We start from the raw sequence: 13,831 nt of genomic DNA on the forward strand, positions 1-13,831 counted from the left end.
TTTTAGATACTTACCTTTTAAGAATGAGTGCTTGCCGCTTCTGTAGAACGTCCGGCTTCTTCCTTAATCGCCTTCAGCTTCTTCATCACCGGATTGCCTCCACGTCCAAAGTAGTCGTGAAGACGGCTGTATTCCTCGTACAGCTTATCATAGACGGCCGCGTTCTCTGGGATCGGTTTGAAGCTCTCGTCCCGTACACGAGCCATATGGCGCGCTGCTTCGACAATATCGTCGTACCCTCCGGCCTCTGCTCCCGCAGCCACTGCCGCGAACATCGCTGCGCCCAGGGCAGGGGTTTGAGTAGAAGCCGCCACTTTGATCTCCCGTCCGGTTACATCGGCATAAATTTGCATCAAGAGACGGTTTTTCTGCGGCAATCCACCGCATGCGTACAATACATCTACCGGCACGCCGTTGTGATGGAACGCATCGACGATTTTACGTGTACCGAACGCTGTGGCTTCCAGCAATGTACGATACACTTCCTCCGGCTTCGTCAGCAGCGTATAGCCGACCATAAGACCCGTCAGGTTCGTATCTACCAGCACAGAACGATTACCGTTCCACCAATCCAGCGCAAGCAATCCGGTTTCGCCCGGTTTGTACGCTGCCGCTTTGCGCTCCAGCCACACATGGACGTTTACGCCTTCTGCCGCAGCCTGCTCCTTCACCTCGCCGGGAACAGCATGCTCAACGAACCATGCGAAAATATCTCCTACCGCCGACTGACCAGCCTCATAGCCGTAGTAGCCCGGGATAATTCCGTTTTCTACAACACCGCACATGCCTTCGACTTCTTTTTCTTCCTCACCAAGCAGCATATGACAAATAGAAGTTCCCATCGCCATGACCAGCTTGCCTGGTGTGACGACACCTACCGCCGGAACAGCCGCATGTGCATCCACGTTACCTACTGCTACCGCAGTTCCCGGATTCAGCCCGAGCTTTGCAGCCATGTCCTCTGTTAATCCGCCTGCACGGCTACCCAAGTCATAAACTTCACCACGCAGCTTCGTATCTGTCAGATTTTCCAGACGAGGATCGAGCGCTTTGAAAAACTCGCGGTCCGGATAACCGTCACGATGATGGTAAATGGACTTGTAACCCGCTGTACATTGATTACGTTTCAGTTCTCCACTAAGCTGGGAAATAACCCAGTCGGTCGCTTCTACAAAGCGATCTGTCTGATCATAAATATCCGGCGCCTCGTTCAGAATTTGCCAAATTTTTGCGATCATCCATTCGGATGAAATTTTACCACCATAACGGGGCTGAAATGCCTCTCCGCGCTGTGATGCAATTTCGTTCAGATGATCCGCTTCATCCTGCGCTGCATGGTGCTTCCACAGTTTTACCCAGCTATGCGGGTTATCCTTCAGGTTCTCGTCAAAGCACAATGGTTGTCCTTGCGCGTCGATCGGCAGCATCGTACATGCCGTAAAATCAATTCCGATCCCGATGATGTCGTCCGGAGAAATTCCCGTCTCCTTCATGACAGCAGGTACAGAAGTCGTCAGTACTTCAATATAGTCAGCCGGGTGCTCCAGCGCCCAGTCCATTTCCAGCTTGCGTCCGCTGCCAGGCAGCACTTCATCAATAACCCCATGGCGATAAGGTGTTACGTGTGTAGCAATTTCAGCTCCGTTAGAGAGGTCAACAATGACCGCGCGCCCGGACTCTGTTCCATAATCGACACCAATGGTATACTTGCTCATTTGTGTGTCTCCTCCTTTTTCGTTTGACCGTAGTAAGCGTTCGCTCCATGCTTGCGCAGAAAATGCTTATCCAAAAGCGCCTGATCCATAGAGGTTAATTCCGGGTTCAACGCGAAGGAACGGTACGCCATCTTGGCTACTTCCTCCAGCACCACCGCATTATGAACAGCATCATCAGCATTTTTTCCCCAAGCGAACGGTGCATGCTGATTAACGAGTACACCTGGAATGTCCGCCGGACTAATATCCTCAAACGTCTCAATGATCACATGTCCCGTCTCCAGCTCATACTCTCCGGCAATTTCCTCTGAAGTCATCGCGCGAGTACATGGAATCGTTCCATAAAAATAATCACCCTGTGTTGTCCCTAATGCCGGAATCGCGCGTCCTGCCTGCGCCCAGCTTGTGGCCCAAGAGGAATGCGTGTGTACAATACCGCCGATTTGTGGAAAAGCACGGTACAGCGCCAGATGTGTAGGTGTATCCGATGAAGGACGAAGGTCCCCCTCAACAATATCGCCTTGCAAATTGAGTACGACCAATTGCTCTGCTTTCAGCTCCTCGTAGGCCACACCACTTGGCTTAATTACAACCAGCCCCTGCTCACGGTCGATACCGCTTACATTTCCCCATGTAAAAGTAACCAGACCATGCTTGGGAAGAGCCAAATTAGCCTCCCATACTTCCTGTTTCAATTGTTCTAACATGTATAAAACACTCCTTTTACTATCATTTCTGAAATCTGCAATGGAAGTGCTAATGACCTCATATCCTTGGTTCCGCTTTCATTATACACTTGTACGTACAACTTAGCCAGTGTTTTTTTATACGTTTTTTCACTGCGTAACTGTTTATATTTCCAGAAAAAACATAGCAAAAACAGCCTGTTTTCTGCAATCCAGAAAACAGGCTGTCCGGTACGGCGAGTGAGCACGCCAATATGCTATTAGGTGTTAGAACTACATTTTTTCCAACTTGTCCTTACATGTGTCCAAATAAAAACTCGCCCATACTTATAGGCTCCTATATATCACTGGCAACAGGCCTCGTGGATTCACGGATAATCAGCTCAGGCGGAATAATCCACTGACGATCCTCTTCGCGAAAGCCCTTTTCTTCGATCATCGACAGTATCGTATCAGCAGCACGAAGTCCCAGCTCCTCTTTCGGATGCCGGATTGTAGTTAGCTTGATTTCCGTTGCCGTTGCCAAAAAAGAGTCATCAAACCCGACCAGCGACAAATCATCCGGAATGCTCAGACCCGCCGAACGCACAATATCCAACAAACGCACTGCCAGCTCATCATTATATGTTACCCATCCGGTAGGACGCTCTCCCGGCTCCATACTCAGCAGCACAGACGCACGCTGTAACGGAACCTCATTTTTTTCTTCTGTCCGGTAGGTGGTCACTGCATTCGGATGCAGCGTAACCCCATATTTGCGATGGGCGGCTACAAATCCCTTCATACGTAGAATTCCCTGCATATCATCTGTTTTGAAAAACCCGGCTAACCGCCGATGTCCCAACTTAATCAGATGCTCAGCCGCTAAAAATCCACCCTTCTCATCATCTACACGCAGACATGGCGCATCCATTTCCTCATACCGCGCATTGATCATTAAATAAGGAATTTGGCGATTTTCCAAGGTCAGGTAATAATTCAGATTGGGATTGCGTTCCCCACTTTTCGTCGGCTCAATAATAATTCCGCTCAAGGGCTGACTTAACAGCATTTCCAAACACTGCCGTTCCTGCTCGGGGTCATTGCCTGTACTTGAGAGCAGCAGCTTATAGCCCTGACGACTTAATTTGGTTTCAATTCCCTGCACAATCGACGGAAAAATATAATCGGATATATAGGTCGTAACGACCCCGATGGTCCGTGGGTCCTCGGGCTGCTTGCTGTCCCGTGTGGCAACAAAGGTTCCCTTGCCCTGCATGCGAAAAAGCCAACCTTCCTGTACCAGCTCGCCTAACGCCTGACGCACGGTTTGCCGACTAACCGCAAATTGCTCAGACATTTCATGTTCAGATGGAAGCTGGCTTTGAGGTTCCAGCCTGGATGAATGAATCCATGATAAAATTTCCTGTTTAACTTGTATATATTTGGGCGCCATAATTTCCTCCGTCACTTGCAATATCGTGTACCCTTTTGTATTTCACGATTATAGCATATCGTTCATTTGTACATACAAATGTCACAGGAGCAGGATATCGGTGTATAGCTACCGGAGGCGTAAACCCATTCGCTAATCCCTTCCATGTTACAAGTGCTTGGCTAATCCCGTCTAAATACCGCTTGTGCAGATGTCATATTATGAACGAAGCAATTGATGATCGTTCATATACTTGAGCCCTGTATAGCGATTACGCAGGGTATGAGCTGTGCGGAGTGCGCGTGCAAGCTGTTCCTCGGTTACGCCCAGCTCGGCAATCGTGGACGGGCCTCCTACCTGAGCCAGCCATGCACGCATCTGCTCCGACGTTGGCAAGGTTCGGTATACCTTAAAAACATCCACATCCTGGCTGGCAGCCAATTCCCTGTACATGTCAGACAGCAAAGCGGAAGCTACGCCCACTTTGGCACCATGCAAAACCTGCTTGCGTCCCTCTGCAATAAAATCCATTTCAATTCGGTGGGAGATATGGTGTTCTCCCCCCGATGCTGGACGGGAATGATCAATCATCAGCATGGAAATGCCGGATGCGATCAGCGCGTTCATCAGCACTTCAACACCTGCCTGGCTACCCGCAGCAATCTCATCAACATGCTCTACACAGGCTCGCAGCGCCTCTTCCGTGATTCGGTTAGCTAGAGGCGAATACGGTTCACCTCCCAAATCTCTGGACACATGCCAATCGGCTAATGAGGTGAATTTGCCAAGCATATCGCCAAAGCCTGCAGCAGTCATCGCTTGTGGCGCATTCGCCAGTACGGATAGATCAGCAAAGATCGCTTCCGGCGGAACAGCCTGAAAGGTCTGCTTGCTGCCGCCCACAATCAACGGCGCGCCTGCCGATGTAAATCCATCCACAGAAGCGGCCGTCGGCACCGACAGGAACGGACGATTCATTTTATAGCATGCGAAGCGAACCAGATCATGAATAGTTCCGGAGCCTACGGCCAGTACAGCCTGACTCTCATCCGCCACGCCCAACAACACTTTTACGATATAGCCCTCATCTGCAATCACATCCCCCACAGCATTGGGAGGCAGCCGAACCACATCCACCACCAAACCAGCGTCACGTATGAGTTGTGTCACCTTTTCCCCTACCGCCGCAGAAGTATGTTCATCCTCTACCAGCGTCATATGACGGTAATTCTGTTGCTTCAAATAAGGGACGATGGCTTCAAGCGCCCCATCACGCACCTCAATAAACAATTCGACCTTTCGGTAAGGATGATCGGTGTTATTTGCCTGTGCCTCTTCGTTCCACTGCTTGATCTGCTCATTCATATTCATTTCATCTACCTCCTGAAAAGGAATAATTTGCACAAGAATGATCCATAATGAGTAAGAAGAGATTCTCTTTGAAAACGTTTTCTATTTAATTGTACGCACAAATTCCTATCCAAGTCCAGATGAAAAATACAAGTTGCTTTTCAAATTCTGATTCCGAAAGGAAAAATGCTTATGAAATCCAGAACAGACATCGCTTGCGCACTCGGTTTACTGGCAGGCACAACCTTTGGCAGTGGTATCGCTTTTTTATTCGGCTGGCAGGCCTATCGAGCTCTAACTTCTGTCACCGTCTTTGGCATTGCTGGAATTATCATCACCATTGCTGTTTTTCGCTTGCTTCACCACAAGTCGCTTTCTTCGACTAATTCCCGATAAATTCAACTGAGGTGAATAAGCACAACATGGAGTGCCTTTCTGTCTGTATACAAAAAAAACGGGTCCCACAAGCCATTTGCAGCGCTTGAGAGTACCCGTTTTTATTTGACTCATATTTGTTTGTTAATTGGTGTGAACCTCTGGATCGACATCTAATTCATAATCAATCTCTTCAAAGCCGAACCCAAATAATTGAAGGAAATCCAGACGGTATTGTTCAAGATCGCCCCGTTCAGACACGTTTTCTGTTGTGATCTCGGACCAGGCTGCTTTGACCGCCTGCTGTACATCGTCTCTCATTTCCCAGTTGTCCAGACGAATGCGTCCTTCTTCATCCGTTTCCACAGTATCCCCGCTATAGAGCTTCTCGAACAGACGCTGCGCCTGCTCAATGCATCCCTCATGCAATCCCTTTTCTTTCATGACCTTAAACAGTAGGGAAATATACAGAGGCACCACTGGAATGGCCGAACTGGACTGTGTAACCAAAGCTTTATTCACAGAAACGTAGGCTTTACCATGATAACGCTCCAGTTGTTTCGTTAAGGTATGTGCTGTGGCTTCCAAATCGTTTTTGGCTTGACCGATGGTTCCTTTACGATAAATAGCCTCCGTGATCTCCGGACCAATATACGAGTAAGCCAGTGTAGTTACCCCATCAGCCAGCAGATCAGCCTCTTCCAGCGCCTTGAGCCATAAGGACCAATCTTCGCCACCCATTACCGTAATGGTGTTGTCAATTTCCTCCTGCGTAGCCGGTTCCAGCGTAATTTCGGATACGACACCTGTATTCGTATTCACCGTTTTATTCGTAAACGGCTGCCCAATGGGCTTGAGAACGGAATTAAAGGTTTCACCAGTGTCTGGATGTGTGCGCCGCGGTGAGGCGACACTATACACAATGAGGTCTACCTTGCCCAGCTTTTCCTTTACCAGCTTCAACGTCTCCTGCTTAATTTCATGGGAAAAAGCATCTCCATTAATGCTCTCCGCTATGTAGCCGGCCGCTCTGGCCGCTCTTTCAAAGGCCACAGTGTTATACCAGCCTGCTGAAGCCGTGCGTCCCTCTGCTGCGGGACGTTCAAAGGATACCCCTATGGTATCCGCTCCCATGCCAAAGCTCGCAGCAATGCGGGAAGCCAGTCCATAGCCGGTGGATGCTCCGATCACGAGCACTTTTTTAGCTCCTTGTATTGCCGTGCTGTCTTTGATGTAATTAATTTGACGATTGACATGAGCCGCACACCCTTCAGGATGCGCAGTCGTACATATAAAACCACGGATTTTCGGTTTAATAATCATTGCAAGGGTCCCCCTATTATGGCATTCATTTAAATTCGATGGAATGGTTGTCCAGTCATAACTATATAGTAAAATAGCTTGCGGCTCAACCTGGATTACAGCGCATGAAATATCGCTGAGAACTTTTTTATAATCCTGGCAGGAAATCGGGGATATATGGATAATAATAATATAGGGGAATAAAAAACTTCACGAAATAACGTATTCATGATATAAACAAAGATAATGATGAAACGACTGTTCATTATCATTTTACTAGACCAAATCCAATACCTCACCACTCGTGTTCAAGAGTTAGAACATTATCTCGGGCAAAACAACCAGAACAGCAGCAATCCTCCTTTTAGCAAGCCCCCAAGAGTTTACGACAATCAGGCGGAAAAAGTGGACTCCTCTCGGACATAAAGATCAAACCCTTCAATAGTCGACCATCCTGGATGAGATTGTGATTAAGTCTATTCATACCTGTTCATTTAACCAGTATCCTCTAGAGGATATTCCATGTGTAGGATTTGAAAGAAGACAAGTTTTTGACTGCCTTCTATGCGCCTGCATTTGATCGAATATCGAGTTAAAAAAAGTGTTGTCCCCACTGATATGACCTTTCAAAAGCAACTTTTTCTACCAGGTTCACTACTTCTGTGTATTTTGAAAGCGCTTTAATTGATAGGTGGTCTATTTAGACCATTATCATTTGCTAGCCTTGGACCGAATCCGTCCGTTTTGGGCTGATCTTGTAGGACAAAGTCCGCGTGAAACCTTTATTCCATAATACGAAAGGGGGTGGTCAGAACAGGCCGTTTAAACAGCCGTAAAATGGAAATTGCATTTCCAAAGTTACAGGTTTATGGAGGTTATTATTTTTAAGGAGATGAAAGAAATGGTTTCACATGTAAAAAAATTAATTTGTGTATTATTGGCATTTGTAACAGCATTGCCGTTAATGTTAACGGCGCCGGCACCTGCAGAAGTTTCAGCAGCAAGTGATGTAACCATTAACTTATCGGCACAAAAACAAGTAATTCGCGGTTTTGGAGGAATAAACCATCCGGCTTGGGCTGGAGATTTGACAGCAGCTCAAAGAGAAACAGCTTTTGGTAATGGAAACAACCAATTAGGTTTTTCTGTGTTAAGAATCTATGTAGACGAAAATAAAAATAATTGGTACAGAGAAGTACCAACTGCAAAACGTGCGATTGAACAAGGAGCAATCGTTTTTGCTTCGCCATGGAATCCTCCAAGTGACATGACTGAGACTTTCAATCATAACGGTGATACAACAGCAAAACGCCTTAGATACGATAAGTACGCTGCATATGCGCAGCATCTTAACGATTTCGTTTCATACATGAAGAATAACGGTGTGAATCTGTATGCCATTTCTGTGCAAAATGAGCCTGATTATGCACATACTTGGACATGGTGGACTCCACAAGAAATGCTTCGTTTTATGAAAGAAAATGCTGGATCCATTAACTGCAGGATCATCGCACCTGAGTCATTTTCTTACCTGAAAAATATGTCAGACCCTATTCTAAACGATTCACAGGCTCTTGCTAATATGGATATTCTTGGTGCTCACACTTATGGTACTAAATTCAGTGATTTCGCTTATCCGCTTTTCAAACAAAAAGGAGCGGGAAAAGAGCTTTGGATGACGGAAGTATACTATCCAAATAGCGACAATAACTCGGCGGATCGCTGGCCCGAGGCGTTGGATGTTTCATATCATATACACAATGCTATGGTAGAGGGAGATTTTCAATCATATGTATGGTGGTATATCCGTAGACAATACGGTCCTATGAAAGAGGACGGTACGATTAGCAAGCGTGGTTATAATATGGCTCATTTCTCGAAATTTGTTCGTCCCGGATATGTACGAGTTGATGCAACGAAGAATCCGAATACAAACATTTACACCTCTGCATACAAAGGTGACAACAAGGTAGTTATTGTTGCTATTAACAGAGGCACTTCAGCAGTAAACCAAAGGTTCGCCCTGCAGAACGGGACTGCATCTAGGGTTTCTTCATGGGCCACGGACGGAAGCAGAAATATGGCAGCCGGATCGTCCATCAATGTGTCGGGCGGTGCCTTTACAGCCCAGCTTCCTGCCCAAAGCGTTACAACTTTTGTAGGTGAATTGGGTGGCAAGACTATCAGCGATACCACTTATGGAGCAGAGACAGCTACAACATTGACCAACTCCGTAGTAGAAGCCACCTATTCGGGTGATAGCGATACTAAATATGCCAACTTTAATGCTTCATCCGATGCAGCCGTTCAGTGGAATAGCATCTACTGTGCTGTTACTGGAACTAAAAATGTGAAGTTCCGGTATGCGCTGGAGACAGGGACAAGAAATCTGGATGTTTATGTAAACGGGACGAAAGTGATCAGCAATGCTGCCTTTGCAGCAACAGGCAGTTGGTCAACCTGGGGCGAAAAAACGATCCAGGTACCTATGAATAGCGGGAATAATACTTTAAAAGTGGTAACTACCGGTACGGAAGGACCGAACATAGAGAGTATAAATGTTTCAGCCCAGTAGGTGCGTTTGTAACGATAAGCAATAGCCCGCGGTAATATGTCAAGGGACAATTTGAATGAAGGAGGGAATTGAGTTATGAGTAAGAAGTGTAGTTTATTTTTATTAGTTCTGGCATTAGTATTGAGTTGTATACCTGAGATGTCTGCGTTTGCAGCCAGTAATACAATTGCAAAACAGGTAGGGAATTCAAACCCGCTTATAGACCATCATTTAGGAGCGGATCCCTTTGCGTTGACCTATAACGGAAGAGTCTACATCTATATGTCCAGCGATGACTATGAATACAATAGCGACGGAACGATTAAAGATAATTCATTTGCCAATTTGAAGAGCGTATTCGTCATATCTTCAGCGGATATGGTGAACTGGACAGACCACGGAGCCATTCCGGTAGCAGGTGCCAATGGCGCCAATGGCGGCCAGGGTATTGCGAAATGGGCAGGTGCGTCCTGGGCTCCGGCAGCCACAGTTAAAAATATAAATGGCAAGGATAAATTCTTCCTTTATTTCGCAAATAGTGCCGGAGGTATCGGTGTTCTCACAGCAGACAGCCCGATCGGGCCATGGAGAGATCCGCTGGGAAAAGCGCTGGTTACAACCAGTACACCCGGAATGTCTGGCGTTGTTTGGCTTTTTGACCCGGCCGTATTCGTGGATGACGACGGCACAGGCTATCTATATGCCGGCGGGGGTATTCCTGGCGGTTCAAACCCAACACAAGAGCAAAGAGCAAATCCGAAAACAGCCAGAGTGTTGAAACTGGGTGCCGATATGACCAGCATTATTGGAAGTGCATCTACGATTGATGCGCCTTTCATGTTTGAAGACTCAGGAATTCATAAGTATAACGGAAAATATTACTACTCCTATTGTATTAATTTTAGTGGTACGCACCCGGCCGATAAGCCGTCAGGAGAAATCGGCTATATGACCAGCTCAAGTCCGATGGGTCCCTTTACGTATGCAGGCCATTTCCTGAAAAATCCAGGATCATTTTTCAGAGCTGGCGGAAACAACCACCATTCTGTTTTCAAATTTAATAATGAGTGGTATGTAGTGTACCATGCTCAAACTGTCAGCTTAGCTCGATACGGAGCCGGTAAAGGATACCGTTCTCCCCATATCAATAAGCTTGTGCATCGTGCAGATGGAACCATTCAAGAGGTTGCGGCCAATTATACAGGTGTATCCCAACTGGCCAATCTTAATCCATATAATCGGGTAGAGGCTGAAACGCTTGCCTGGAATGGAGGTATTTTAACGGAGAAATCTTCAGCAGCAGGCGGACCAGTAAATAATCAAAATGTAACAAGTATTCAAAACGGAGACTGGATAGCTGTAGGAAACGCTGACTTCGGTAAAAGCGGAGCCAAAACCTTTAAAGCAAATGTAGCATCCGCCGCAGGTGGAAAAATTGAAGTGCGGCTTGACAGTGTAACCGGTAAGCTTGTAGGAACGCTTACTGTGCCTTCCACAGGTGGAGCGCAATCCTGGAGAGAAATAGAAACTGCTGTAAGCGGCGCAACTGGTGTTCACAACGTCTTCTTTGTATTTACCGGAACCGGCACAGGCAACTTATTTAATTTTGATTACTGGAAGTTTACACAAAATAATACTATTACCGGTACTACTTATAATGCGGAGACGGATACAACATTGACCAACTCCGTAGTAGAAGCCACCTATTCGGACGATAGCGGTACCCCATATGCCAACTTTAATGCTTCGCCAGATGCAGCCGTAGAGTAGGATAACGTCTACTGTGCTGTTACCGGAACTAAAAATGTGAAGTTCCGGTATGCGCTGGAGACAGGGACAGAAATCTGGATATTTATGTTAACGGGACGAAAGTGATCAGCGATGCTGCCTTTGAAGCAGACCAGTAGATTCGTTTAGGCAAAAATTTCGAGAAACCCGGTCTTTTCCAAGACTTGGGTTTCTCTTTTTCTCAAAAGAATGTTGTCTACAAAGGCCAGACCAATCCCTGTTTCTGCATTGCTCTACGCCTGATTCAAATAATCAAGCTGTTCAGAACTTAGCTGGATATCCAGCGCGCCTAAATTCTCTTCCAATTGAATGGAATCGCTCACTGCAACAAGGGGTATGGCAACCGGGGCGTTTTGCAGCATCCAAGCAAGCACAATCTGATTGGGCGTGTGTCCAGTCTCTTTCGCCAGATGCCTTACCGCCTGCAATCTGTTCATTTGTTCTTCGTTCCGGTAACCATTAGTTCGGCATCCTCCGGCCGTACAAACCGCCAAGCAGCGGCGAGTACGCGAGAAGCGTAAAATCTTTATTCCCGTTGCTGGATACAGATATAGGGCATGTTCATCCTCCTCGTTAGATTTGCTTGAGTTTGGCCTCGGCTTCCCAGGATCGATAGTAATCGATCTTATCCCGCAGCATGTCAAGCGTCTGCCGAATCGTTTGGAGCTCAGCAAGTCCCGTTCCTGCTCGACGAAAGCCCAGCGGGTAAACGCAACCTCCAGGCCGTCCCGAGTCGGCGAACACTTCTGCCCGGCCTACGTCACGGTATTAGGGCAGCCCGTTCGGATAAGGGGGAGCTTCGGGAAAATGATCCCCACCAAATACTCAAGTGATGAGCAACACTTTGCAAATTCCGATTATGCAAAAAAGCTCCTGAATCGCCACAAGGACAAATTCAGGAGCTAGTGCATTAAAAATTAAATATTCCAACAATTAAAAGTAAAGAGCTTTACCTTTGTACGTCCATTTGAATGGCTTAGCTATGGTTGCGTTATAAACTGAAACACTTGTCGTTGCAAATCCAACGTGCTTGTAAAGTTCCCGCACTTGAGCAAACGACGGACCAAAATGCTGAACCAAATCTCAATCTGAAAATGGACGAGACAATCCCGCGTTTGAATCGCTGATGGACCGTCCACTGGCGGCTGGGTTCTCGCACGCGATGGCCACAATCTGAAGCACTTGCTGCTCGGTAAAGGACGGTGGCGTTCCCGGCGAGGCTGGTCACGAAACGTCTGTAGGATGGGCGGCTTCCAATTCTTCGGGATGCTCATGCTCGATACGGCAAAGCTCAGGGTACTGTTCGATCCAACGACCGCGCCAAAGAACGACTTGGGGGCGATCCAACGGTAAGAGCTCGCTAATCGCTGTGTTGGCCAATCCGCGAAGCGACTCCAGCACCGGACACGTTCGTTTCGCCAGAGACTGATGCGTGCTCCGTTCCCGAACGAGTTGTTCCAGCACTTCACGTTGTTTATCGCTAACGACAATGGCTCTCGCCCTTCGTCCTCTTGCCACGGATCACCCTCACCATTTTTGTTGCATTGAACATACCACATCTTTCGGTAAGATTATCCGATTTATGTTGGATTTTTTTGGAATTTAGGCACTAGGTTATAGGTGCGGCTGCAGCCAGGGTTGATTATCGCTCCGGATACGGATCAATTGTGCAAATGGTGCCGTCCGGGTTATACGTCAGCTCGGCGTATTTTACGCAGCGCTTGTAGTCAACGCCTTCGGACAGCGAGCAGTCATGATAGAACAGATACCATTTCTCCCGAAATTGAACAATCGAGTGGTGTGTGGTCCAGCCGATTACCGGAGACAGAATCGTACCCTGGAACGTGAATGGTCCCATTGGACTGTCGCCAATGGCGTATACCAGCTTGTGCGTCGTTCCGGTGGAATAGGACAAATAATACTTGCCGTTATACTTATGCAGCCACGGCCCTTCAAAGTATCTGCGTTCCTCGTCTCCCGCAGTCAGCGGGTTGCCCTTTTTGTCCAGAATTACAACCTCCCGGGGAGCCGACTCAAACGTGAGCATGTCCTCGCTCAGCTTCGCGATTTTCGGACCGAGCGCAGGCGCATCCGGCGCAGGACCTTCCGCTTCGTCCACAAAGCTTCCAGTTTGCCACTTCTCCAGTTGGCCGCCCCACAGTCCGCCAAAGGCCATGTAGACTTGGCCGTCATCATCGGCAAATACCGCCGGATCAATGCTGAAGCTGCCCGAAATATACTGCTCCTCCGGCTGGAAAGGTCCTGCCGGCGATGAAGATACGGCTACACCGATGCGGAAAATCCCGTCATGATCACGTGCCGGAAAGAAAAGATAATACTTTCCGTTCTTATATGAAGCATCAGGCGCCCACATCTGACTGGCGGCCCACGGGACATCCTTCACATGCAGAACCTCTCCATGGTCGACCACCGGCGATTTAAAATCCGCCATGGACAATACGTGATAATCTTCCATTTTATACTGATCGCCGTTATCGTTGATCGGACCGTCGTGATCCAGATCATGCGAAGGATAAATATAAATTCGATCCTCGAACACATGCACCGACGGATCGGCGGTGTAGATATGAGTAACTAAAGGCTGATAAGGTTTAGGCAATGCGGACATCGCTATAACTCCTTCCAT

General features: G+C 47.5%; 12 protein-coding genes. 4 read left to right on the plus strand and 8 right to left on the minus strand.

Going from position 1 to position 13,831, the window contains the following annotated elements; genetic code table 11:
- Positions 1 to 17: 17 nt before the first annotated feature.
- The 4 genes from ACQ4MX_RS04925 to ACQ4MX_RS04940 all read right to left on the minus strand — a co-directional run bounded on the left by ACQ4MX_RS04925 (position 18) and on the right by ACQ4MX_RS04940 (position 5,186).
- The gene (locus ACQ4MX_RS04925; RefSeq protein WP_431089600.1) at positions 18 to 1,715 is read right to left on the minus strand and encodes a ribulokinase; all 1,698 of its coding nucleotides are present in this window, start codon (positions 1,713 to 1,715) and stop codon (positions 18 to 20) included.
- On the minus strand, positions 1,712 to 2,422 hold the full coding sequence (gene araD, locus ACQ4MX_RS04930; protein WP_431089601.1) for an L-ribulose-5-phosphate 4-epimerase: 711 nt from the start codon (positions 2,420 to 2,422) through the stop codon (positions 1,712 to 1,714). The genes ACQ4MX_RS04925 and araD overlap by 4 nt, the downstream gene beginning before the upstream one ends.
- A gap of 316 nt (positions 2,423 to 2,738) precedes the next feature.
- Positions 2,739 to 3,836 (minus strand): GntR family transcriptional regulator, encoded by a 1,098-nt coding sequence (locus ACQ4MX_RS04935; protein WP_431089602.1) that lies wholly within the window; start codon positions 3,834 to 3,836, stop codon positions 2,739 to 2,741.
- Positions 3,837 to 4,034: 198 nt separating this feature from the next.
- Positions 4,035 to 5,186, minus strand: coding sequence for a sn-glycerol-1-phosphate dehydrogenase (locus ACQ4MX_RS04940; protein ID WP_431089603.1), 1,152 nt, complete (start codon positions 5,184 to 5,186; stop codon positions 4,035 to 4,037).
- 171 nt (positions 5,187 to 5,357) lie between these two features.
- On the opposite strand from ACQ4MX_RS04940, the gene ACQ4MX_RS04945 reads away from it, so the two are divergent.
- Positions 5,358 to 5,561 (plus strand): hypothetical protein, encoded by a 204-nt coding sequence (locus ACQ4MX_RS04945; RefSeq protein WP_431089604.1) that lies wholly within the window; start codon positions 5,358 to 5,360, stop codon positions 5,559 to 5,561.
- 123 nt (positions 5,562 to 5,684) lie between these two features.
- On the opposite strand, the gene fabV is transcribed toward ACQ4MX_RS04945, so the two are convergent.
- On the minus strand, positions 5,685 to 6,863 hold the full coding sequence (gene fabV / locus ACQ4MX_RS04950; RefSeq protein WP_431089605.1) for an enoyl-ACP reductase FabV: 1,179 nt from the start codon (positions 6,861 to 6,863) through the stop codon (positions 5,685 to 5,687).
- A 228-nt stretch (positions 6,864 to 7,091) separates the two neighbouring features.
- Here fabV and ACQ4MX_RS04955 point away from each other — a divergent pair, with 228 nt between their 5' ends.
- From ACQ4MX_RS04955 to ACQ4MX_RS04965, 3 genes are all read left to right on the plus strand, one after another.
- Positions 7,092 to 7,268 carry a DUF6444 domain-containing protein gene (locus ACQ4MX_RS04955; protein ID WP_431091255.1) on the plus strand — a complete coding sequence of 59 codons (177 nt, stop codon included), beginning with the start codon at positions 7,092 to 7,094 and terminating at the stop codon, positions 7,266 to 7,268.
- Positions 7,269 to 7,743: 475 nt separating this feature from the next.
- Positions 7,744 to 9,417, plus strand: a complete 1,674-nt coding sequence (locus ACQ4MX_RS04960) for a carbohydrate-binding protein (RefSeq protein ID WP_431089606.1) — start codon at positions 7,744 to 7,746, stop codon at positions 9,415 to 9,417.
- A 75-nt stretch (positions 9,418 to 9,492) separates the two neighbouring features.
- The gene (locus ACQ4MX_RS04965; protein ID WP_431089607.1) at positions 9,493 to 11,166 is read left to right on the plus strand and encodes a glycoside hydrolase family 43 protein; all 1,674 of its coding nucleotides are present in this window, start codon (positions 9,493 to 9,495) and stop codon (positions 11,164 to 11,166) included.
- Positions 11,167 to 11,417: 251 nt separating this feature from the next.
- Here ACQ4MX_RS04965 and ACQ4MX_RS04970 read toward each other — a convergent pair whose 3' ends face one another.
- The 3 genes from ACQ4MX_RS04970 to ACQ4MX_RS04980 form a co-directional block, all read right to left on the minus strand.
- A complete protein-coding gene (locus ACQ4MX_RS04970; RefSeq protein WP_431089608.1) occupies positions 11,418 to 11,858 on the minus strand; it encodes an aldo/keto reductase in 441 nt (146 codons plus the stop codon).
- A gap of 550 nt (positions 11,859 to 12,408) precedes the next feature.
- Complete coding sequence (locus ACQ4MX_RS04975) at positions 12,409 to 12,702, minus strand: hypothetical protein (RefSeq protein ID WP_431089609.1); 294 nt, start codon at positions 12,700 to 12,702, stop codon at positions 12,409 to 12,411.
- 124 nt (positions 12,703 to 12,826) lie between these two features.
- On the minus strand, positions 12,827 to 13,813 hold the full coding sequence (locus ACQ4MX_RS04980) for a glycoside hydrolase family 43 protein (RefSeq protein ID WP_431089610.1): 987 nt from the start codon (positions 13,811 to 13,813) through the stop codon (positions 12,827 to 12,829).
- Positions 13,814 to 13,831: the final 18 nt, after the last annotated feature.

The sequence above is a fragment of the Paenibacillus sp. 8b26 genome (assembly GCF_050626875.1).
Lineage (GTDB): Bacteria > Bacillota > Bacilli > Paenibacillales > Paenibacillaceae > Paenibacillus.